Annotated in this window: 18 protein-coding genes and 3 tRNA genes; 14 read left to right on the top strand and 7 right to left on the bottom strand. The window is 68.4% G+C overall.

From position 1 onward, the window contains the following. Positions 1-17 precede the first annotated feature (17 nt). The 4 genes from ilvC to M1M07_RS03725 all read left to right on the top strand — a co-directional run bounded on the left by ilvC (position 18) and on the right by M1M07_RS03725 (position 5,865). Entirely contained in the window at positions 18-1,031 is a 1,014-nt protein-coding gene (gene ilvC / locus M1M07_RS03740) for a ketol-acid reductoisomerase (RefSeq protein WP_197257346.1), read from the top strand. 97 nt (positions 1,032-1,128) lie between these two features. Beyond that, the gene (locus tag M1M07_RS03735) at positions 1,129-2,853 is read left to right on the top strand and encodes a SulP family inorganic anion transporter (protein WP_248673332.1); all 1,725 of its coding nucleotides are present in this window, start codon (positions 1,129-1,131) and stop codon (positions 2,851-2,853) included. 326 nt (positions 2,854-3,179) lie between these two features. Next, positions 3,180-4,772: a phosphoglycerate dehydrogenase gene (gene serA, locus M1M07_RS03730; protein WP_197257345.1), complete on the top strand. Its 1,593-nt coding sequence runs from the start codon at positions 3,180-3,182 to the stop codon at positions 4,770-4,772. Between the two features lie 82 nt (positions 4,773-4,854). After that, entirely contained in the window at positions 4,855-5,865 is a 1,011-nt protein-coding gene (locus M1M07_RS03725; RefSeq protein ID WP_197257344.1) for a 3-isopropylmalate dehydrogenase, read from the top strand. Positions 5,866-5,953: 88 nt separating this feature from the next. Here the strand turns inward: M1M07_RS03725 and M1M07_RS03720 are convergent, their stop codons facing one another. Next, on the bottom strand, positions 5,954-7,132 hold the full coding sequence (locus tag M1M07_RS03720; RefSeq protein WP_197257343.1) for an MFS transporter: 1,179 nt from the start codon (positions 7,130-7,132) through the stop codon (positions 5,954-5,956). Between the two features lie 111 nt (positions 7,133-7,243). On the opposite strand from M1M07_RS03720, the gene M1M07_RS03715 reads away from it, so the two are divergent. From M1M07_RS03715 to M1M07_RS03695, 5 genes are all read left to right on the top strand, one after another. Then, the gene (locus M1M07_RS03715) at positions 7,244-8,020 is read left to right on the top strand and encodes a fumarylacetoacetate hydrolase family protein (RefSeq protein ID WP_197257342.1); all 777 of its coding nucleotides are present in this window, start codon (positions 7,244-7,246) and stop codon (positions 8,018-8,020) included. A gap of 79 nt (positions 8,021-8,099) precedes the next feature. Beyond that, entirely contained in the window at positions 8,100-9,572 is a 1,473-nt protein-coding gene (gltX, locus tag M1M07_RS03710) for a glutamate--tRNA ligase (RefSeq protein WP_197257341.1), read from the top strand. Between the two features lie 212 nt (positions 9,573-9,784). After that, positions 9,785-9,856: transfer RNA gene (locus tag M1M07_RS03705), tRNA-Gln, on the top strand. A gap of 87 nt (positions 9,857-9,943) precedes the next feature. Beyond that, positions 9,944-10,019: transfer RNA gene (locus M1M07_RS03700), tRNA-Glu, on the top strand. Between the two features lie 63 nt (positions 10,020-10,082). Next, positions 10,083-10,155 (top strand) — tRNA-Glu (locus tag M1M07_RS03695). Between the two features lie 54 nt (positions 10,156-10,209). Here the strand turns inward: M1M07_RS03695 and M1M07_RS03690 are convergent. The 3 genes from M1M07_RS03690 to M1M07_RS03680 all read right to left on the bottom strand — a co-directional run bounded on the left by M1M07_RS03690 (position 10,210) and on the right by M1M07_RS03680 (position 11,719). Beyond that, complete coding sequence (locus M1M07_RS03690; protein ID WP_197257340.1) at positions 10,210-10,377, bottom strand: DUF5302 domain-containing protein; 168 nt, start codon at positions 10,375-10,377, stop codon at positions 10,210-10,212. Positions 10,378-10,458: 81 nt separating this feature from the next. Beyond that, positions 10,459-10,956 carry a pyridoxamine 5'-phosphate oxidase family protein gene (locus tag M1M07_RS03685; RefSeq protein ID WP_197257339.1) on the bottom strand — a complete coding sequence of 166 codons (498 nt, stop codon included), beginning with the start codon at positions 10,954-10,956 and terminating at the stop codon, positions 10,459-10,461. Positions 10,957-11,017: 61 nt separating this feature from the next. Further along, on the bottom strand, positions 11,018-11,719 hold the full coding sequence (locus M1M07_RS03680) for an IclR family transcriptional regulator (RefSeq protein ID WP_197257338.1): 702 nt from the start codon (positions 11,717-11,719) through the stop codon (positions 11,018-11,020). Between the two features lie 132 nt (positions 11,720-11,851). On the opposite strand from M1M07_RS03680, the gene leuC reads away from it, so the two are divergent. The 3 genes from leuC (at position 11,852) to M1M07_RS03665 (ending at position 14,767) form a co-directional block, all read left to right on the top strand. Beyond that, positions 11,852-13,270, top strand: coding sequence for a 3-isopropylmalate dehydratase large subunit (leuC, locus tag M1M07_RS03675; RefSeq protein ID WP_197257337.1), 1,419 nt, complete (start codon positions 11,852-11,854; stop codon positions 13,268-13,270). A 26-nt stretch (positions 13,271-13,296) separates the two neighbouring features. After that, positions 13,297-13,893 (top strand): 3-isopropylmalate dehydratase small subunit, encoded by a 597-nt coding sequence (gene leuD, locus M1M07_RS03670; protein WP_248673331.1) that lies wholly within the window; start codon positions 13,297-13,299, stop codon positions 13,891-13,893. A gap of 172 nt (positions 13,894-14,065) precedes the next feature. Further along, positions 14,066-14,767 carry an HU family DNA-binding protein gene (locus M1M07_RS03665; protein WP_248673330.1) on the top strand — a complete coding sequence of 234 codons (702 nt, stop codon included), beginning with the start codon at positions 14,066-14,068 and terminating at the stop codon, positions 14,765-14,767. Positions 14,768-14,884: 117 nt separating this feature from the next. Here the strand turns inward: M1M07_RS03665 and M1M07_RS03660 are convergent, their stop codons facing one another. Genes M1M07_RS03660 through cofC form a run of 3 tightly spaced genes read right to left on the bottom strand, consistent with a single transcriptional unit; the run spans position 14,885 to position 18,755 of the window. After that, complete coding sequence (locus M1M07_RS03660; protein WP_248673329.1) at positions 14,885-15,832, bottom strand: bifunctional NUDIX hydrolase/histidine phosphatase family protein; 948 nt, start codon at positions 15,830-15,832, stop codon at positions 14,885-14,887. A gap of 17 nt (positions 15,833-15,849) precedes the next feature. Continuing rightward, positions 15,850-18,075, bottom strand: a complete 2,226-nt coding sequence (locus M1M07_RS03655) for an RNA degradosome polyphosphate kinase (RefSeq protein ID WP_248673328.1) — start codon at positions 18,073-18,075, stop codon at positions 15,850-15,852. Positions 18,076-18,098: 23 nt separating this feature from the next. After that, complete coding sequence (gene cofC / locus M1M07_RS03650) at positions 18,099-18,755, bottom strand: 2-phospho-L-lactate guanylyltransferase (protein WP_197252214.1); 657 nt, start codon at positions 18,753-18,755, stop codon at positions 18,099-18,101. A gap of 164 nt (positions 18,756-18,919) precedes the next feature. Between cofC and M1M07_RS03645 the strand changes: the two genes are divergently transcribed. Continuing rightward, complete coding sequence (locus tag M1M07_RS03645) at positions 18,920-19,918, top strand: NAD(P)H-dependent glycerol-3-phosphate dehydrogenase (protein WP_197252213.1); 999 nt, start codon at positions 18,920-18,922, stop codon at positions 19,916-19,918. Positions 19,919-19,925: 7 nt separating this feature from the next. Then, on the top strand, positions 19,926-21,068 hold the full coding sequence (locus tag M1M07_RS03640) for a cystathionine gamma-lyase (protein WP_197252212.1): 1,143 nt from the start codon (positions 19,926-19,928) through the stop codon (positions 21,066-21,068). Positions 21,069-21,081: the final 13 nt, after the last annotated feature.

Here is a 21,081-nt window from a genome sequence, read left to right as displayed (position 1 = left end):
TGAAAGAGGTAGGAACTGTGGCAGTCGAGCTTTTCTACGACGACAACGCCGATCTGTCGATCATCCAGGGCCGCAAGGTCGCGGTGATCGGCTACGGCAGCCAGGGGCACGCGCATTCGCTGAGCCTGCGTGACTCGGGCGTCGAGGTGCGCATCGGTCTCAAGGAAGGCTCGAAGTCGCGGGCCAAGGCCGAAGAAGCCGGCCTCACCGTCGGAACCCCCGCCGAGGTTTCGGAGTGGGCCGACGTGATCATGCTGCTCGCCCCCGACACGGCGCAGGCGTCGATTTTCAAGAACGACATCGAGCCGAACCTGAAGGACGGCGACGCGCTGTTCTTCGGCCACGGCCTGAACATCCACTTCGGGCTGATCAAGGCTCCGGAGTTCGTCACCGTCGGCATGGTCGCCCCCAAGGGCCCCGGCCACCTGGTGCGTCGTCAGTTCGTCGACGGCAAGGGCGTGCCCGCGCTCATCGCCATCCACCAGGACCCGAAGGGCGAGGGCGAGGCTCTGGCCCTGTCCTACGCGAAGGGCATCGGCGGCACCCGCGCCGGCGTCATCAAGACCACCTTCAAGGAAGAGACCGAGACCGACCTGTTCGGTGAGCAGGCCGTCCTCTGCGGTGGCACCGAGGAGCTCGTCAAGACCGGCTTCGACGTCCTCGTCGAGGCGGGCTACGCCCCGGAGATGGCGTACTTCGAGTGCCTGCACGAGCTCAAGCTCATCGTCGACCTCATGTACGAGGGCGGCATCGCGCGCATGAACTACTCGGTGTCCGACACCGCCGAGTTCGGTGGCTACCTCTCCGGCCCGCGCGTCATCGACGCCGGCACCAAGGAGCGCATGAAGGACATCCTCAAGGACATCCAGGACGGCACCTTCGTCAAGCGTCTCGTCGCCAACGTCGAGAACGGCAACAAGGAGCTCGAGGGCCTGCGCAAGCAGAACGCCGAGCACGGCATCGAGGTCGTCGGCAAGCAGCTGCGCGACCTGATGAGCTGGGTCGATCGCCCGATCACCGAGACCGCGTAAGCAGTTTCGTTCTCCGCCGGCCCGGCACCCGACTTCGGGTGCCGGGCCGGCGGCGTTCGTGGCGGATACGCCGGTGTGTTCGGTGGATAATGTGCCGATGTCCTGGAGCCTGGGCCTCGATCGACTGCCGGGGGTCGTCACGGTCCGCACCTACCGTCGCGAGTGGTTGCGCCCGGACGTCACCGCCGGCCTCGCGCTGATCGGGCTGCTGATCCCGGCGGGCATGGGGTACGCGACCGCGGCGGGGCTGCCCGCGTACACGGGGCTCTACGCGACGATCGTGCCGCTGCTCGCGTACGCGATCGTCGGGCCGTCCCGGGTGCTCGTGCTCGGCCCCGACTCGGCTCTGGCCCCGTTGATCGCGGCGGCCGTGCTCCCGCTCGCCGCTGCCTCCGGTGATCCGCAGCGGGCAGTCGCACTGGCCGGTGTGCTCGCCGTGCTCGTGGGGACCGTCCTGCTCGTCGCGGGGTTCCTGCGTCTGGGTTTCGTCACCGATCTGCTGTCCAAGCCGATCCGGATCGGATACCTCAACGGCATCGCGCTCGTCGTCGTGATCGGACAGTTGCCCACGCTGCTCGGCATCGACGTCGATGCGGACGACGTACTCGGCCGGATCGGCACCGTCGCCGGGGAAGCGGTCACCGGAGGCATCGACCTGCTCGCCACCGCCGTGGGCGTCGGCTCGCTGGCCGTCATGGTGACGTGCCGGATGCTGCGGATCCGGATACCCGGGGTGCTCGTTGCGGTTGTCGGCGCGATCGCGCTGTCCGCCTTGCTCGGTCTCGGCGACGACATCGCAATGGTCGGTGCGCTGCCCCGCGGCCTGCCCGCCCCGTCCTTCGGCGGGGTGGGGTGGAACGACGTGGTCACCATGCTCGGTCCCGCCGTCGCGATCGCCCTCATCGCCTTCGCCGACACCGCGGTGCTGTCCCGGACGTTCGCCGCCCGGCGCGGCGCCGACGTGGACGGCAGCGCGGAGATGCGGGCGATGGGCGTGGCCAACATCGCCGGCGGATTGTTCGGCGGATTCCCGATCTCCGCAAGTTCTTCCCGGACACCGGTGGCGGAGCAGAACGGTGCGCGGACCCAGCTCGTGGGCGTCGTCGGCGCCCTCGGTGTGCTCGCGTTCGTGCTGCTCGTGCCCGGTCTGACGGCGTACCTGCCGCAGGCCGCGCTCGCCGCGGTCGTGCTGGTCGCGGCGGCGGCGCTCATCGACGTGCGGGGTCTGGTCACGATGTGGCGGATGAGCCGCGTCGAGGCCGGTCTCGCCGTCGCGGCGTTCCTCGGAGTCGCGCTCGTCGGGGTGCTCGAAGGCATCCTGGTCGCTATCGGGCTGTCCCTGCTGACGGTCGTGGTCCGAGCGTGGCAGCCCTATCGCACGGAACTGGTGGAACTGGACGGGGTTCCGGGCCTCCACGACATCACCCGGCATCCCGAGGGGCATCGGATTCCGGGACTGGTGATCGCGCGGTTCGACGCCCCGCTGTTCTTCGCCAACGGTGATCTCCTCGACCGCCACGTGCGGGAACTGGTGGCGCACGCGCCGACGCCCGTCGAGTGGGTGGTGATCGCCGCCGAACCGATCACCGGCCTCGACACCACCGCCGTCGACGAACTCGTCGACCTGGACCGCTATCTGGCGAGCAAGGGAATCCGGTTGGCGTTCGCGGCGATGAAAGGCCCCATCAAGGACAAACTGGTGCAGTTCGGGGTGGGGGATCGGTTCGACGCGACACACTTTCACCCGACCGTGCGCGCGGCGGTCACCGCGTTCCGGGAACAGCGACGCGCGGCCGGCGAACCGGACAGTACTGATCGGTGAAACATCCAGCGCGAGAACAACACTCGACCGAGATTTCGCGAATCATGCACCGGGCGAGCGATTTCTCGTGAAATCGGATTCGGGCATACGAGACGAACTCGAGGGCTCCCGCCGGCCCGGCGTAATCGAAATCACCTCCGACGTGCGCCGGGAGTCGCATCACACCGATCGAGGCGTTTCGTACCACCTGGTAGGACAACCCCGGGTCGCGCACCCACGCGGAGGTAGGGGGTTCTAAACTCGACGCTGTCACGGCTGTGCCGCGTGCCGAGAAGGGTGTGCGCGCCGTCGACGCCCGCAGACAATCAACCACAGGGAGTTCGCACGTGAGCCAGAATGGCCGTCCCGTTGTCCTGATCGCCGACAAGCTCGCGCAATCGACCGTCGATGCGCTCGGCGACGGTGTCGAGGTGCGCTGGGTCGACGGCCCGGACCGCCCCGCGCTTCTCGCGGCTGTGCCCGACGCCGACGCCCTGCTCGTCCGTTCCGCCACCACCGTCGACGCCGAGGTGCTCGCCGCCGCGACGAAGCTCAAGATCGTCGGCCGCGCCGGTGTCGGCCTGGACAATGTGGACATCCCCGCCGCCACCGAGCGTGGCGTCATGGTCGTGAACGCGCCGACCTCGAACATCCACTCGGCCGCCGAGCACGCCGTCTCGCTGCTGCTGTCGACCGCGCGTCAGATCCCGGCCGCCGACCGCACCCTGCGTGAGAAGACCTGGAAGCGCTCGAGCTTCAACGGCACCGAGATCCTCGGCAAGACCGTCGGTGTCGTCGGCCTGGGCCGCATCGGCCAGCTCTTCGCGCAGCGCCTCGCCGCCTTCGAGACCACGGTCATCGCGTACGACCCCTACCTGCCCGCCGCGCGCGCCGCGCAGCTCGGCATCGAGCTGGTCGACATCGACGAGCTCGTCGAGCGCGCCGACTTCATCTCGGTGCACCTGCCCAAGACGAAGGAAACCGCCGGCCTGATCAACGCCGAGCGTCTGGCCCGGGCCAAGGACGGCGTCATCATCGTCAACGCCGCCCGCGGTGGCCTGATCGACGAGGCCGCGCTCCACGACGCGCTCGTCTCCGGCAAGGTTCGCGGCGCCGGCCTCGACGTGTTCAGCACCGAGCCGTGCACCGACTCGCCGCTGTTCGAGCTGGACAACGTCGTGGTGACCCCGCACCTGGGTGCCTCCACCGCCGAGGCGCAGGACCGCGCCGGCACCGACGTCGCCAAGAGCGTGCTGCTGGCCCTGGCCGGCGAGTTCGTGCCGGACGCCGTCAACGTCTCCGGCGGCCCGGTCGGCGAAGAGGTCGCACCGTGGCTCGAGCTCGTCCGCAAGCTCGGCCTGCTCGCCGGCACGCTCTCGCCGGAGGCCGTGCAGAACGTGCAGGTCGTCGTCAGCGGTGAGCTCTCCGCCGAGAACGTCGACATCCTCGGGCTCGCGGCTCTGCGCGGCCTGTTCTCCGCCAGCAGCGACGAGGCCGTGACCTTCGTCAACGCTCCGCAGCTCGCCGAGCAGCGCGGCGTGAGCGTCGAGGTCGACAAGCACAGCGAGGCGCAGACGCACCGCAGCGCCGTCGAGGTGCGTGCCGTGGCCGCCGACGGCTCCGTCACCGCGGTCGCGGGTGCGCTGACCGGCCTGCAGCAGGTCGAGAAGATCGTCAACATCAACGGCCGCAGCTTCGACCTGCGCGCCGAGGGCCACAACATCATCGTGCACTACGAGGACCGTCCGGGCGTGCTCGGCATCCTCGGCACGATCCTCGGCAACGCGTCCATCGACATCCAGGCCGCTGCGCTGAGCCAGGACGTCGAGGGGTCGGGTGCCACCGTCATCCTGCGCGTGGACCGCGTGGTCGGCGACGCCGAGGTCGCCCAGATCGTCGAGAAGCTCGACGCCCGCGTCGCGCAGGTCGATCTGTCCTGATCCATCCCGTGCTTCACCCCCCGGTGGCCGCGACCGTCTGCACGGTCGCGGCCACCGTCGCACAAGGAAGTGAGTAGAGCCCATGAAGCTTGCGGTCATCCCCGGTGACGGCATCGGTATCGAGGTCACGGCCGAAGCACTGAAGGTGCTGCGGAAGCTCGTGCCCGACCTCGAGACCACCGAATACGACCTCGGTGCTCGCCGGTACAACGCCACCGGTGAACTCCTGCCGGAGGCGGACCTCGCCGCCATCCGCGAACACGACGCGATCCTGCTCGGCGCGATCGGCGACCCGTCGGTCACCCCCGGCATCCTGGAGCGTGGACTGCTGCTGAACATGCGGTTCGCTCTCGACCACCACGTGAACCTGCGTCCGTCGCGGCTGTACCCGGGAACGGCGTCGCCGCTCGCCGGTAACCCGGAGATGGATTTCGTCGTGGTTCGCGAAGGCACCGAAGGCCCGTACACCGGCAACGGTGGCGCTATCCGCGTCGGCACCCCGCACGAGATCGCCACCGAGGTGTCGATCAACACGTGGTTCGGCGCCGAGCGCGTCGTGCGCTACGCGTTCGAGCTGGCGCAGAGCCGCCGCAAGCACCTGACGCTCATCCACAAGACGAACGTGCTCTCCAACGCCGGGGCCATCTGGACCCGCGCGGTCGAGACGGTCGGCGCCGAGTACCCGGAGGTCGAGACGGCGTACTGCCACATCGACGCCGCGACGATCTACATGGTCACCGATCCCGGCCGGTTCGACGTCATCGTCACCGACAACCTGTTCGGCGACATCATCACCGACCTGGCCGGTGCGGTCACCGGTGGCATCGGCCTGGCCGCCAGCGGCAACATCGACGCCTCCGGCACCAACCCGTCGATGTTCGAACCGGTGCACGGCAGCGCCCCGGACATCGCCGGCAAGGGAATCGCAGACCCGACCGCGGCGATCCTGTCGGCGGCCCTGCTGCTGCGTCACCTCGGTCGTGAGGACGACGCGGCCCGCATCGAAGCGGCCGTCGAGGCGGATCTCGCCGCACGCGGCACCGGCCCCATCGTGACCGGCGAGGTCGGCGATCGGATCGCGGCAGCGCTCTGAGACAGCGTTTTCCGGCAGTGCTCGGAGAAAGGGTCCCTCCGGCGGGCGGCCGGCGGAGGGACCCTTGTTCGTTCCGTGGGAACGGCGGCTATTCGTCCCGCGGGACGAGGGGCACGGCCGCGAGCGGTGCGATCGCTGCGATCGCGAAGGCGATCGGGAATCCCACGGCGCCGATCAACGCTCCGAAGGCGGGACCGACAGCCGCGCCGGTGACGAACTGCCCGGTGTTCTGGATGCCCAGTGCACGACCACCCCAGAACGGCCCGCCCAGCTCGGCGACCGCGGTGAACGCCAGTCCGTTCGGTGCAACGGTCGTCACCGACGCCACCAGCAGCATCACGACCGCGGTGGGGGAGGCGAACCAGGCGGTGGCGGCCAGCGCCGCCATCGATACGACGACGGAGATCGAAACGATCCGCAGCGGTCCCATCCGGCTGCCGGTCCGGTCCGACCACACGCCCACGATCACACGACCGATCGCGCCGAGGAATTGGGACGCGGTGATAACCAGTCCGGCGCTCGTCTCGGTCCAGTCCAGGTCGGTGACCAGCCACACGAGTGCAAAGGTCCACACCATCTGCTGGGGGACCACCAGCAGGATCGACGTGCCGTGGATGCGCGCCAGTGTCCGCGAGCCGCGATATGGATTGTCCAGCAAGCCGTTGTCGGCTGCGGTGTCCCGATCCGGCCGCGGCGGGTCGATGATTCCGACCGCGCACGCGATCGCTCCCACGCCGCACATGATCGCGGGAAATGCCAGCGCCCAACCGATTCCGTGATCGCGGGCGAGTGGGGGCATCATCATGGCGGCCAACGCGATTCCGAGCGGAACGGACATCTGCCGGATGCCCATCGCCAGACCCCGCTGTGCCTGCGGGAACCAGCCGACGACGACGCGCCCGCTGGCGGCGTTGGCGCTGGCCGCGCCCGCTCCCGCGGCCGCGAGCAGAACCGCCAGTGCGCCAGGGGCTGTGGTCGTCGCGGCGGCAGCCGTCGCCGCGGAGGCGATGCCGAGACCCGCGGCGAGGGCGTTCCGCTCACCGAAGCGATCGGCGATCGCCCCCCATGCGACGAGTGTGAGTACCCCTCCGAGAATCGGTGCGCCGGCCAGGGTTCCGGCCTGCGCGAGGTCCAGGCCGTGCTCGGTGTGGAGGGTGGGGATGAGGAAGGCCGTGCCGTTGACGACGGTGGCCTGCACGGTCTGTGCCAGCACTCCCAGGGCCAGGATCAGCCACCGTTTCCGGCCGATGTCGGCGACAACTTCCATCGTGTCTCACTATCTGGGAACATATCTCGAAGTATGAAACAATGAACAAACGGTACACCCGGATCGACGGGGGCGCCGGGTGAGCGTGGGCGCACCGATAGACTGCGCGTCATGCGCCTTGGTCGAATTGCCAGCCCCGACGGTGTCGCCTTCGTCAGCATCGAAGGCGAATCCGATTCCGCGATCGCGAAAGAGATTGCCGAGCACCCTTTCGGGACGCCCACGTTCACCGGCCGTAGCTGGCCGCTCGCCGACGTCCGCCTGCTCGCGCCGATCCTCGCGAGCAAGGTCGTCGCCGTCGGACGCAACTATGCCGCGCACGCCGCGGAATTCGGCAACGAGGTGCCCGAGGAGCCGGTGATCTTCCTCAAGCCGAACACCTCGATCATCGGCCCCGGCGCCCCGATCGTCATCCCACGCAACACCTCGCTCGTGCACCACGAGGCGGAACTCGCCGTCGTCATCGGCCGGCCGTGCAAGGACGTGCCCGCCGCGAAGGCGCTCGACGTCGTGCTCGGATACACCATCGCCAACGACGTGTCCGCCCGCGACCACCAGAAGCAGGACGGCCAGTGGGCACGCGCCAAGGGGCACGACACGTTCTGCCCGCTCGGTCCGTGGATCGAGACGAACCTCGACGCCTCCGACCTCGAGATCTCCGCCGAGGTCGACGGGCGGGAGCGTCAGCGCAGCCGAACCTCGTTGCTGATCCACGACATTCCGAAGCTCATCGAGTGGGTTTCCGCCGTGATGACGCTGCTCCCGGGTGACGTCATCCTCACCGGAACCCCCGAGGGTGTCGGCCCCATCGAGCCGGGCAACACCGTGTCGGTGACGATCGAGAAGATCGGTACCCTCACCAATCCGGTCGTCGCGAAGGGCGAGTGACCACCGCACTTCGCTTCTGCCGCCGCGGCGGGGAGGACTAGCCTGGTAGGGACTTCTCATCCCTCTACCAGAGTGAGCCATGACCAGCAGCGAAGTACGCGTTCGATTCTGCCCGTCCCCGACCGGAACCCCGCACGTGGGCCTGGTGCGCACCGCCCTGTTCAACTGGGCGTTCGCGCGCCACCACGGCGGCACCTTCGTGTTCCGCATCGAAGACACCGACGCAGCCCGCGACACCGAGGAGTCGTACCAGGCGATCCTCGACGCCCTGCGCTGGCTCGGCCTCCAGTGGGACGAGGGACCGGAGGTCGGCGGGCCGTACGAGCCGTACCGGCAGTCCCAGCGACGGGATCTGCACCTCGACATCGTCGCCAAGCTCGTCGAGGCCGGTGAGGCCTACGAGTCGTTCTCGACTCCCGAGGAGGTCGAGGAGCGGCACAAGGCTGCCGGCCGCGACCCCAAGCTCGGCTACGACAACTTCGATCGCGACCTGACGCCCGAGCAGCGGCAGGCCTACCTCGACGAGGGACGCAAGCCGGTGGTGCGGTTGCGCATGCCGGACCACGACCTCACGTGGAACGACCTCGTGCGCGGTGAAACCACGTTCAAGGCGGGTGTGGTCCCGGACTTCGCGCTGACCCGCGGCAACGGCATCCCGCTGTACACGCTCGTCAACCCCGTCGACGACGCGCTGATGCGCATCACCCACGTGCTGCGCGGCGAGGACCTGCTCTCGTCGACGCCGCGGCAGCTCGCTCTGTACGAGGCGCTGCAGCGGATCGGTGTGGCCGATTTCACGCCGGAGTTCGGGCATCTGCCGTTCGTGATGGGACAGGGCAACAAGAAGCTGTCCAAGCGTGACCCCGAGTCGAACCTGTTCCTGCACCGCGACCGCGGGTTCATCCCCGAGGGTCTGCTGAACTACCTCGCCCTGCTCGGCTGGGGCCTGGCCGAGGACCGCGACGTGTTCTCGCTCGACGAGATGGTCGCCGCGTTCGACATCTCGAAGGTCAACTCGAACCCCGCTCGCTTCGACCAGAAGAAGGCCGACGCGATCAACGCCGAGCACATCCGCCTGCTCGAGCCCGCGGACTTCGCGGCGCGGTTGAAGGCATTCCTGATCGAGCACGGCCACATCACGGCCGACGTCGACGACGCGCGGTTCTCCGCGGCCGCCGAACTCGTCCAGACCCGCATCGTCGTGTTGTCCGACGCCTGGAACCTGCTGAAGTTCCTGTTCGTCCCGGAGTCGGGGTTCACGGTGGACGAGGCGTCCGCCGCCAAGAATCTCGGTGCGGACGCCGCGCCCGTACTCGACGCGACCATCGCCGCGCTCGACGGTGTGGGGGAGTGGACGACCGCCAACCTCGAGGAAGCGCTCAAGGCCGCTCTCATCGAGGAGCTGGGCCTCAAGCCGCGTAAGGCGTTCGCTCCGGTGCGTGTCGCCGTCTCCGGATCGCACATCAGCCCGCCGCTGTACGAGTCGATGGAACTGCTCGGCCGGGACGTGACCCTGGCGCGCCTGCGCTCCGCCCGCGCGGGCATCGCCTGACCATCTCGCCGGTCCCGGCTCGGCCCGCCACCCTCCACCCGGAAGGTGGCGGGCCGAGTCGTCTGCGGGGGATCGTTCCGCACGGCTCCGAGGGGCAATTCATGCTCTTGACCAGGCGATTTGTAGTTCGTGGTGGGGTTGGTGCTAATCTTTCTCTCGGTTCGGAACGGAGGCCACAGACGCCCGCAGGGCAGGCCGAAGGAACAAACCAATGGGGTATGGTGTAATTGGCAACACAGCTGATTCTGGTTCAGCCATTCTAGGTTCGAGTCCTGGTACCCCAGCTGAGATGCGGTGGTTTGCCCACAGCGTCTCGGCCAGCTAAGCTGGCTGAGCTTCCTCCGGGAAGCAACCAGAGAAGAAGTTCTCAGGCCCCCGTCGTCTAGCGGCCTAGGACGCCGCCCTCTCACGGCGGTAGCGTGGGTTCGAATCCCATCGGGGGTACCATGAACTGCCCATCGATCCCCGGATCGATGGGTGTTCTTCTCTGAAGAAATGAAGATGGTCCAGGCCCCCGTCGTCTAGCGGCCTAGGACGCCGCCCTCTCACGGCGGTAGCGTGGGTTCGAATCCCATCGGGGGTACAGCGAAGGCCCTCCGAGCATTGCTCGGAGGGCCTTCCTCGTTGTCGGTACCGGCTATCCGCTCTTGCGCCGGAACTCGCGGTGATGATCGGCGGTCGCATGCGGACCGTGCGCCTTCGAATCCGCGTCGAGATGGGCGGTGCCCCGGCCCGCGCGGCTGTTCTTGCGCTCGAGCGCCGCCCGGAATTGCTCCTTGATCCGGTCCTTGGACGTGTCGCTCATGACATCTCCCTCCGGTCGGCCGGTCTGGACGCGAACGAATCTATCGCGGCGCGGGAGCCCTGTCGCCCGATTTTCGAGTGCCTACAGGTACCGGGCCGTCGTGCCACCGATGGGCATCGCCGGCATGCCGAGCTTGCGGTGATCCCACGAGCGGACACGGTCCGGCACCACACGCACCGCGACGCGCTTGTGCATCATCCGCTCGACGGCGGGCAGCATCTCGTCGGTGTACGGACCGGTGTAGCGCTCCCAGACGTTGCGGCACACCGCGAAGAGGGTGTCGTGGTCGTCGGTGATCTCGGCGCGGCCTTCGATCGACACGCCCCGCAACTGGTCGTAGGTGTCGCCCGCCTCGACGAGCACGGTGATGCGGTTGTCGCGCCGCAGGTTCACCGTCTTCTGGGACTTGGCCTTGGTTTCGAACCAGATCTCACCGTCGATCAGCGCGTACCACATCGCGATGAGATGCGGTGTGCCCGACGGCCCGAGCGTCGCCATGTTGGCGACACGGCTGCGGTCGAGGAAGTCCTGGACTTCGTCGTCCGTCATGGTGATCTGTGCGCGTTGTTTTATGCCCATGGGACAGCACTGTGTCATGCGTCATGCCCGGCTGTCACCACCGGTGCGGCGGGGGAATCCTTCAGAGCCGCTTGTGGAGTGCTTCCGCGGCGGCGAGGAGATCGGACGCCCAGCGGGCGCCGGGCTTGCGGCCCATGCGGTCGATGGGGCCGGACACGGAGACCGCCGCGACGACCGTCCCGGACGTGTCGCGCACGGGTGCAGCCACCGAGGCGACGCCCGGTTCGCGTTCGGCGGCGCTCTGCGCCCACCCGCGGCGACGTACCTCCGCGAGGACGCGTTCACCGAACGCCGCGTCCGGCAGGATCGCCCTCTGGGTGGCGGCATCCGCCCATGCGAGCAGAACTTTCGCGCCCGACCCGGCGGTCATCGGCAGCCGAGCGCCGACGAGGACGGTGTCGCGCAGGCCCGTCGGGGGCTCGAGGGCGGCGACGCACACGCGCTGGGTGCCCTCCCTCCGGTACAGCTGCACGCTCTCCCCGGTGATCTCGCGGAGCCGGGGCAGGATGAGGGAGGCGGCCTCCACGAGCGGATCGCCGGCCCCGGCGGACAGTTCGGCCAGGCCCGGTCCGGGACGCCACTGGCCGTCGCTGTCCCGGGTGAGCAACCGGTGGATCTCGAGGCCCACGGCCAGCCGGTGCGCGGTCGCGCGCGGCAGGCCCGTGCGGGAGCACAGTTCGTTGAGGTTGCACGGCTGCTCGGCCACCGCGTGCAGCACGGACATCGCTTTGTCCAACACTCCGATGCCGCTATGCTGTCTCATAGGTCGATACCTCCGTCTCGCATACTGGGAAGCATAACCCATGTACCGACGGGCGGGGACGGCACCATACGCGGCCCGGTCACAGCCCCGAGAACCGGCAACCGCGTTCGTCACGTACGACAGGTGGAGAAGATGGCTGGAAAAACTCTGGCGGAGAAGGTGTGGGATCAGCACGTTGTCGTGCGCGGTGAGGGAGAGGGCTCGGCGCGGCAGCCGGATCTGATCTACATCGACCTGCATCTCGTGCACGAGGTCACGAGTCCTCAGGCGTTCGACGGCCTGCGGCTCGCCGGACGCCGGCTGCGGCGTCCCGATCTCACGATCGCGACCGAGGACCACAACGTCCCGACCGTCGACATCGACAAGCCCATCGCCGATCCGGTCTCGCGCACCCAGGTCGAGACGCTGCGCCGCAACTGTGAGGAATTCGGCGTCCGGCTGTACCCGATGGGCGACATCGATCAGGGCATCGTGCACGTCGTCGGCCCGCAGCTCGGTCTGACCCAGCCGGGCATGACGGTGGTGTGCGGCGACAGCCACACCTCCACCCACGGCGCATTCGGTGCCCTGGCAATGGGTATCGGCACGAGCGAGGTCGAGCACGTGATGGCGACGCAGACGCTGTCGCTGCGCCCGTTCAAGACGATGGCGATCACCGTCGACGGCGAACTGCCCGAGGGCGTCACGGGCAAGGACCTGATCCTCGCCGTCATCGCGAAGATCGGCACCGGCGGCGGTCAGGGCTATGTCCTCGAATACCGCGGCGAGGCGATCCGCAAGCTGTCCATGGAAGCGCGGATGACGATCTGCAACATGTCGATCGAGGCGGGCGCCCGCGCCGGAATGATCGCGCCCGACGAGGTCACCTACGAGTACCTGAAGGGCCGTCCGCACGCCCCGCAGGGCACGGACTGGGACGCGGCGGTCGCCGCGTGGGATGCGTTGCGTACCGACGAGGACGCCGTTTTCGACGCCGAGGTCCACATCGACGGTGCGTCGCTGACCCCGTTCGTCACGTGGGGGACCAACCCGGGCCAGGGTGCCCCGCTCGGTGCGAACGTGCCGGTGCCCGAGGAGATCGCCGACGAGACCGAGCGCCTGGCCGCCGAGAAGGCGCTGCGCTACATGGATCTCGAACCCGGCATGCCGCTGCGTGAGATCGCCGTCGACACCGTCTTCGTCGGTTCGTGCACCAACGGCCGCATCGAGGACCTGCGCGCCGTCGCCGATGTTCTCAAGGGACGCAAGGTCGCCGACCGGGTGCGGATGCTCGTCGTGCCCGGTTCGATGCGGGTGCGCGCCCAGGCCGAGGCCGAGGGCCTCGGCGAGATCTTCACTGCGGCGGGCGCCGAATGGCGTCAGGCCGGGTGCTCGATGTGCCTGGGTATGAACCCGGATCAGCTCGCGCCGGGCGAACGTTCGGCGTCGACGTCGAACCGCAACTTCGAAGGACGCCAGGGCAAGGGCGGCCGCACCCACCTCGTGTCGCCGGCGGTCGCGGCGGCGACCGCGGTGCGCGGCAAGCTCTCCGCCCCGGCGGATCTGGACTAGGTCAAGGGACCGAAGGAGAATTCTCGATGGAAGCCTTTACTACTCACAAGGGCATCGGTGTTCCGCTGCGCCGCTCGAACGTCGACACCGACCAGATCATCCCGGCGGTGTACCTGAAGCGCGTCACCCGTAGCGGATTCGAGGACGGCCTGTTCGCCGGCTGGCGCACCGATCCGTCGTTCGTGCTCAACACCCCGCCGTTCGACCGCGGCTCGGTTCTCGTGGCGGGCCCCGACTTCGGCACCGGGTCGTCGCGCGAGCACGCCGTGTGGGCTTTGTCCGATTACGGATTCCGCGTCGTGATCTCGTCGCGCTTCGCCGACATCTTCCGCGGCAACGCCGGAAAGGCGGGCCTGCTCGCCGCTCAGGTCGAGCAGGCCGACGTCGAACTGCTGTGGAAGCTCATCGAACAGCAGCCCGGCCTCGAGCTCGAAGTCGATCTCGAGAAGCGGACCGTGACGGCCGGAACCACTGTGGTGCAGTTCGCTATTGACGACTACACGCGGTGGCGTCTGCTCGAGGGTCTCGACGACATCGGACTGACATTGCGGCAGGTAGACGCGATTTCCGAGTACGAAAACGCAAGGCCGTCTTGGAAACCGACGACCCTCCCGACCCCCTGATCGAGGGTCCTTGCAGCACTGCCCCGGCGGGCCCGGCCGATGTGATCTTCGGCCGGGCCCGCCGTTCTAGTTGCATGAGAATTGGCGTGGCACATAGACTCTTGCCCGTTTGCGGGTCTACCGTGGACTACAAGTCGGTCTGACGGTGGACCGTAATGTGCGGAGGAAATCAATGAACAAGGCAGAGCTGATCGACGTTCTGACCGAGAAGCTCGGTTCGGACAGGCGTACGGCAACGGCAGCCGTCGAGCACATCGTCGATGCGATCGTGCGCGCCGTGCATGCCGGGAACAGCGTCACCATCACCGGTTTCGGTGTCTTCGAGCAGCGTCGCCGCGCCGCTCGTGTCGCTCGTAACCCGCGCACCGGTGAGACCGTCAAGGTCAAGCCGACGTCCGTGCCGGCGTTCCGGCCGGGCGCGCAGTTCAAGGCAGTCATCGCCGGTACCCAGAAGCTTCCCGCGTCCGGTCCCGCCGTCAAGCGCGGTGTGGCTGCTCCGGTGAAGAAGGCTGCCGCGAAGAAGACCGCCGCGAAGAAGACCACCGCCGCCAAGAAGACCACGGCGGCAGCGGCCAAGAAGACCACCGCCGCCAAGAAGACCACGGCGGCAGCGGCGAAGAAGACCACCGCGGCGAAGAAGGCTCCGGCCAAGACCACGGCGGCCAAGAAGACCACCGCGGCAGCGAAGAAGACCACCGCGGCGAAGAAGGCTCCGGCCAAGACCACGGCGGCCAAGAAGACCACCGCGGCCAAGAAGGCTCCGGCCAAGACCACGGCGGCCAAGAAGACCACCGCGGCCAAGAAGACCACGGCGGCCAAGAAGACCACCGCTGCGAAGAAGGCTCCGGCCCGCCGGGGCGCAGCCAAGAAGTAATCGGCACAGCCGAGAACCGATCTGCGGGCGGCCCGATAGGGCCGCATCGCTGAGCACAACCGTTTCGGCGGTCACCGGATCCGTTCCGGTGACCGCCGAAATGCATTCCCGAGACTTCTATCGGGGCAGGGCGGGCAGAGCGCTCTCGATGTGGTCGACCGCGACGACCCGGTCCTCGTGCAGCGACAGCACCCACGTGCTGCCCTTGCGGTTACGGGTCGCGGGCACGGTGACACCGTCCCGTTCCGCCCACCACCGGACGAGGTCCGGAATCACCTTGCCCTGACTGCAGATCACCGGTGAACCGCCGCGCCGGGCGATCTCCAGGGTGCGTTTGCGGCCCAGCTGCGGATCGGCTGCGTAGTCTTCCTCGTTGAGCGACGGTTCGATCGCGATGTCGACGCCCAGCTGTTCGGCGAGGGGCTCCACTGTCTGGATACAGCGGACACGGTCTGCGGCCGTGATGCTGTCCGCCCCGAATGCGCGCAGCTGTGCGACAAGAGCCTCGGCCTGGGCCTTGCCCGTCGAATCGAGCGGCCGCAGCCGGTCGTCACCGCGATGCTGTTTGCGGCTCCCGGCCTTGGCGTGCCGCACGATCAGAACGGTCTTCGTATCCGCCGGCAGGGCCCGGAATCGGCGCAGCACCGTGCGATCCATCGGGTACGAAAGCTGATCGAACGCGGTGTCCGGGTCCTCCCAGCGCAACTCGTCGACCTCGTGGTTCGGGACGAACTCGCCGCCGACCGCACGCGCCGCCCAATAGTCGACCCGTTTGAGTTTGCGGTGTCCCGGAACGGGATACGTGATCTTGCCGAGATGCCGGCCGAGCTGCGCCCGGAATCCGGTCTCCTCCTCGATCTCGCGGACCGCCGCGACGACCGCCGTCTCACCGGGATCGAGCTTGCCCTTCGGGAAGCTCCAGTCGTCGTAGCGGGGACGGTGGACGAGCGCGACCTCGACCCGTACCGGATCGGCCGGGTTCGGTCGCCAGAGCACGGCACCCGCGGCGAAGATGTTCGCCTTCACGGGCTTGTCGGAATTCACCGGTTTCCGGGGGGAAGTCACAGAAGTCCTTCCGACACTCACGCCCGGCTGCGCATGAGCTCGACCTGGTGGTCACGAGCGGCAGTGCCCGGGGCCGGCGATGCCGACCAGGTGCCGTCGCTTTCCAGGGTCCAGCATCGGGTCGCAGGGTCCAGGGCGGAATCGAAGATCGAACCCAGCTGCTTGGTCAGCCGCGAATCCTTCACCTGCACCATCACTTCGACGCGGCGATCGAGATTGCGGTGCATCATGTCCGCGCTGCCGATCCAGAATTCGTCGGCTCCGCGGAAGTGCAGCACCCGCGAATGCTCGAGGAAACGACCCAGAATGGACCGCACGGTGATGTTCTCGCTCAGACCCGGGACGCCCGGTTTGAGCGCGCAGATGCCGCGCACCACGATCTCGACCGGAACCCCGGCGCGGGACGCCCGATACAGCGCGTCGATGACCTGCTCGTCGACCAGAGCATTCGCCTTCAAGCGGATTCCCGTGGCGTTTCCGGCTGCATCTCCCGTCGCTGCGCTCGCCCTGGCGGCGAGCTCGATCTCGCGGTCGATGCGTTCGATGATGCCTGCCCGCACCCCGTGCGGAGCGACCAGCAGATTGCGGTACTTCGCCTTCCGGGAGTATCCCGTGAGTGTGTTGAACAGATCGGTGAGGTCCGAGCCGATCTCGGGATCGGAGGTCAGTAGACCCACGTCCTCGTACAGGCGTGCGGTCTTCGGATTGTAGTTGCCCGTTCCGATGTGGCAGTAGCGGCGGATCGCCGAACCTTCGCGCCGCACCACCAGACACGTCTTGCAGTGCGTCTTGAGACCGACGAGGCCGTACACCACGTGCACCCCGGCCTGTTCGAGCTTGCGTGCCCACTTGATGTTCGCCTGCTCGTCGAACCGCGCCTTGATCTCGACGAGCGCCACCACCTGCTTGCCGGCCTCGGCGGCCGCGATGAGCGCATTGACGATGGGGGAGTCGCCGGAGGTGCGGTAGAGGGTCTGCTTGATGGCGAGAACCTGGCTGTCCGCGGCCGCCTGCTCGATGAAACGCTGCACACTGGTGGAGAACGAATCGTACGGATGGTGCACGAGTACATCGCCTTCCCGGAGCGTGGAGAACACGCTCTTGGGCGTCTCGCGCTCACCGAACGCCGGGTGCGTCGCCGGGACGAAGGGTGCATCCTTCAGGTCCGGCCGGTCGACGGAGTAGACCTGCCACAGGCTCGACAGATCGAGCAGACCCGGCAATTGCACGACGTCGGCAGGGTCGACATCGAGTTCGCGCAACAGCAGGTCGAGCATGTGCTCGGTCATGTCGTCGGAGACCTCGAGCCGCACCGGCGAACCGAAACGGCGTCGTGCCAGTTCGCGTTCGAGGGCCTGCAACAGATCCTCGTCGCGGTCCTCCTCGACCTCGAAATCGGCGTTGCGGGTGACGCGGAACGCGTGGTGCTCGACGATCTCCATACCGGGGAACAACACGTGCAGGTGCGCGGCGATCAGTTCCTCGAGCGGCAGGAAAGCGGGAATGCCGTCGGAGATTCCGGGGCGGTCGACCCGGACGAACCGGTCGACATTGTCCGGAACCTTCACGCGCGCGAAGTGCTCACCCGCGGACTTCAGATCCTTCACCGTCACGGCGAGATTGAGGCTCAGCCCGCTGATGTAGGGGAACGGGTGCGCGGGATCGACGGCGAGCGGGGTCAGAACCGGGAACACCTGCTCGGCGAAATAGTCGGTCAGACGCACCTTCTCGTCGTCCGACAACTCGGACCACCGGATGATCGAGATGCCTTCGTTTGCGAGATCGGGCTGAACCATGTCGAGGAACACCCGGGAGTGCCGGGCGGCGAGTTCGCGCGTGGACGAGGCGATCAGCGCGAGCTGGGCGCGCGGAGACAGTCCGTCCGCGGACCGTACCGCGAGGCCGGTTTCCGCGCGACGCTTCAGGCCTGCGACACGCACCATGTAGAACTCGTCGAGATTCGACGCGAAGATCGCGAGGAACTTGGCGCGCTCGAGCAGCGGCAGCGACGTGTCCTCGGCGAGGGCGAGAACTCGCGCATTGAAATCGAGCCAGCTCAGTTCGCGGTTGAGATACCGGCCTTCGGGAAGGCCGTCGGCGAGCGCCGGCAGCGCAGCGGCAGCGGGCGGCGCTGCCGGGGCGGAACCGATCCGCGAGGTCGTCGCGGTCGCGACGCTGTTCGACACGGAGCGCTCGGGAGATTCGGGGTCGGGCCGTCGATCTGTGCTGTCACCGTTGTTCACGGATTCATTGTGGCAGGAACCGGTTAACGCAGGGAGCCGAGCGGAAGCCCGATCCGGTCGAGCGTCGCGGTGGTCGCGGGGCCGACACCCAGCGCCACGGCCGCCTCGAGATCGGCTCCGGTGTCGACATCGAGCCGCAGTCCGGGCCAATCGCCCTCGAGCGCGCGGGCGCCGGATGCGATGTGGCGGGCGGCGGAATCCGATCCGAACCGCGGCTCGAACGGCCGATCGGGGAAACAGTGGACGAGCGCAGAGGTGCCGGCCCCGGTGTGGTCCACGACCACCGCCCGGCCGACCCGCCGCGCGTGCGCGAGCGCCTCGGCGAGTTCGCTCGGGTGCACGGCCGGGAGATCGGCCTGCAGCGCGACGAGCGTCGCCTCCGGTGCCGACGTCCGGACCTGCCCCGCGGCATACGACAGTGCCGCATTGAGCGGTTCCGTTCCGCTGTCGGGAGGATCCGCCAGGACGTGGGCGCCGCGCGCTCGCGCTGCCCGGGCGACGTCCGGATCGCCGGTGACGACGGTGACCGTGACGTCCTCGAGGTGCAGCGCCGCGTCCAGGGTGTCCTCGAACATCGCCAGCGCCAGGTCGGCGCGCTCGCCGGGGGTGTAGACCCGCGCCAGCCGCGTCTTCGCCAGGCCGAGGGCCTTGACGGGGATCAGCACGTGCGGGGCGGTCATGGCTGCCGATTCTGCCAGCCGGGGGAAACCGGCGCGGTCCGGTGTCCGGTCGTGCGTTCCCGGGCGCGGGTGTTCGCGCAGCTCGCGACGATCGTCTGGGCAATACTGTGACGACGAGCGGTCGGCGATCGGCCGGTGGTGGTGATACGAGCAAAGGGGACTGCGTGAGCAAGGCGACGGTGTTGGGGGCGGGCTCGTGGGGGACGGCGTTCGCGAAGGTGCTGGCCGAGGCCGGAACCGATGTGACGATCTGGTCGCGCCGTGCGGAGGTCGCCGAGTCGATCGAGACGCGGCACGAGAACCCCGGATACCTGCCGGGTGTCACACTGCCCGAATCGCTGCACGCGACATCGGATCACCGGCTCGCCCTCGCGGGTGCGGATTTCGTGGTCCTCGCGGTGCCGTCGCAGTCGTTGCGCGAGAACCTGGAGCACTGGCGGGACGACATCGGCCCGAACGTCACGCTCGTCAGTCTCGCCAAGGGGATCGAGCAGGGCACGCTGCTGCGGATGAGTCAGGTGATCGCTCAGGTGACCGGCGCCGAGGAGAGCCGCATCGCGGTGCTGTCCGGGCCGAATCTCGCCCGCGAGATCGCCGAGGGCCAGCCCGCCGCGACCGTGATCGCCTGCACCGATTCGGGACGCGCCATGCAGATCCAGAAGTCCTGTGCCACAGGGTATTTCCGCCCATACACGAACTCCGACGTGATCGGCTGCGAGGTCGGCGGGGCCTGCAAGAACGTCATTGCGCTGGCGTGCGGGATGGCCGTCGGTGTGGGTCTGGGCGACAACACGATTGCGACGATCATCACCCGCGGCCTCGCCGAGGTCACCCGACTCGGCACGGCAGTCGGCGCCAAGCCGGCGACGCTCGCCGGTCTCGCGGGCGTCGGGGATCTCGTCGCCACGTGCACCTCGCCGCTGTCGCGGAACCGGTCGTTCGGTGAACGTCTCGGCCAGGGGGGTTCGCTCGAGAGTGCCCAGGAGGCCACGCACGGTCAGGTCGCCGAGGGCGTCAAGTCGTGCACGTCGGTGCGCGCGCTCGCGGCCAACTACGACGTCGAGATGCCGCTGACCGACGCGGTGCACCAGGTTTGCTACGAGGGACTGTCGGTGCCCGAGGCGATCGGCCGGTTGCTCGGCCGTCGCACCAAGCCGGAGTGAGCCGGCCGTGGCGCGTGATCCGCGAACGCCGGGGAATTCGACACGCTGCGTGAAAGCTGTTGCGGCAGAACATGAACCGGGTGCGCCGATGCAGCCGGGACCGGTGTTCGCGGCGCCCTATCAACTCGGCCCCGACGAGGATCCGGCGCTCGACAGCTACGCGCGCGCATCGAATCCCGGTTGGCGGGCACTCGAATCGGCGCTCGCGGAGCTGGAAGGCGCGGCCGCGGCGCGCGTCGTCGGGTCCGGAATGTCCGCTGTCACCGTCGCGTTGCGGTCGCTGGCGCAACCAGGCGGCACCGTCGTCGTTCCGTCCGACGGCTACTACCAGGTGCGCGCGTACGCCCAGGAGTTCCTGGCGCCGCACGGGGTGACCGTCGTCGAACTGTCCTGCGCGGAGTTCGGCGACGGCACCCTGACCGACGTTCTGGTGACCGCTCCCGACAATTCCGTCGTGCTGGTCGAGACACCGTCGAATCCCGGTCTCGACACCGTGGACCTGCGCGCGATTGCGACCGTGTGCCACATGTGCGACGCACTGCTGCTCGTCGACAACACCACGGCCACCCCGCTCGGTCAGCAGCCGCTGGCGCTCGGCGTGGACGCCGTCGTCGCGAGCGGCACCAAATCGCTCAGCGGCCACAGCGACCTGTTGTTCGGATACCTCGCCGTCGCCGACTCCGCGTTGCTGCCGCGTATCGACCGGGAGCGGTTGTTCTCCGGCACCGTCCTCGGACCGTTCGAGACGTGGCTGGCGCACCGCAGCCTCGGGACCGCGGGCCTGCGGTTCGAGCGGCAGTGCGCCAACGCCCTCGCGGTCGCGCGGATGCTGCGATCGCATCCCGCCGTCGAGGGGGTGCGCTATCCGGGGCTGCCGGACGATCCCGCCCATCCGATCGCCGCCGCGCAGATGAGCAGGTTCGGTCCGCTGGTGACGTTCCGGCTCGCCGACGAGCACGCCTTCCACCGGTTCGTCGCGGCCTCCGAGCTGGTCGGAGCGGCGACGAGTTTCGGCGGGATCCACACCACGGCCGACCGGCGCGCCCGCTGGGGCGACCGCGTGCCCGCCGGATTCGTCCGGCTCTCGTGCGGCATCGAGGATGCCGAGGATCTCCTCGCGGACATCGACGCGGCTCTCCGGGCGGTGTGACCGGCACGGCATC

The sequence above is a fragment of the Rhodococcus sp. HM1 genome (assembly GCF_023218075.1).
Classification (GTDB): domain Bacteria; phylum Actinomycetota; class Actinomycetes; order Mycobacteriales; family Mycobacteriaceae; genus Rhodococcus.
The sequence above is the reverse complement of the archived record's forward strand: the minus strand, read 5'-3'. Positions and strand labels throughout refer to the sequence as shown.

Coding starts and splice junctions, on each gene's coding strand:
- M1M07_RS03735 (WP_248673332.1), top strand. CDS start 1,129: ATGTCCTGGAGCCTGGGCCTCGATCGACTGCCGGGGGTCGTCACGGTC.
- M1M07_RS03725 (WP_197257344.1), top strand. CDS start 4,855: ATGAAGCTTGCGGTCATCCCCGGTGACGGCATCGGTATCGAGGTCACG.
- M1M07_RS03720 (WP_197257343.1), bottom strand. CDS start 7,132: ATGGAAGTTGTCGCCGACATCGGCCGGAAACGGTGGCTGATCCTGGCC.
- M1M07_RS03715 (WP_197257342.1), top strand. CDS start 7,244: ATGCGCCTTGGTCGAATTGCCAGCCCCGACGGTGTCGCCTTCGTCAGC.
- gltX (WP_197257341.1), top strand. CDS start 8,100: ATGACCAGCAGCGAAGTACGCGTTCGATTCTGCCCGTCCCCGACCGGA.
- M1M07_RS03690 (WP_197257340.1), bottom strand. CDS start 10,377: ATGAGCGACACGTCCAAGGACCGGATCAAGGAGCAATTCCGGGCGGCG.
- M1M07_RS03685 (WP_197257339.1), bottom strand. CDS start 10,956: ATGGGCATAAAACAACGCGCACAGATCACCATGACGGACGACGAAGTC.
- M1M07_RS03680 (WP_197257338.1), bottom strand. CDS start 11,719: ATGAGACAGCATAGCGGCATCGGAGTGTTGGACAAAGCGATGTCCGTG.
- leuC (WP_197257337.1), top strand. CDS start 11,852: ATGGCTGGAAAAACTCTGGCGGAGAAGGTGTGGGATCAGCACGTTGTC.
- leuD (WP_248673331.1), top strand. CDS start 13,297: ATGGAAGCCTTTACTACTCACAAGGGCATCGGTGTTCCGCTGCGCCGC.
- M1M07_RS03665 (WP_248673330.1), top strand. CDS start 14,066: ATGAACAAGGCAGAGCTGATCGACGTTCTGACCGAGAAGCTCGGTTCG.
- cofC (WP_197252214.1), bottom strand. CDS start 18,755: ATGACCGCCCCGCACGTGCTGATCCCCGTCAAGGCCCTCGGCCTGGCG.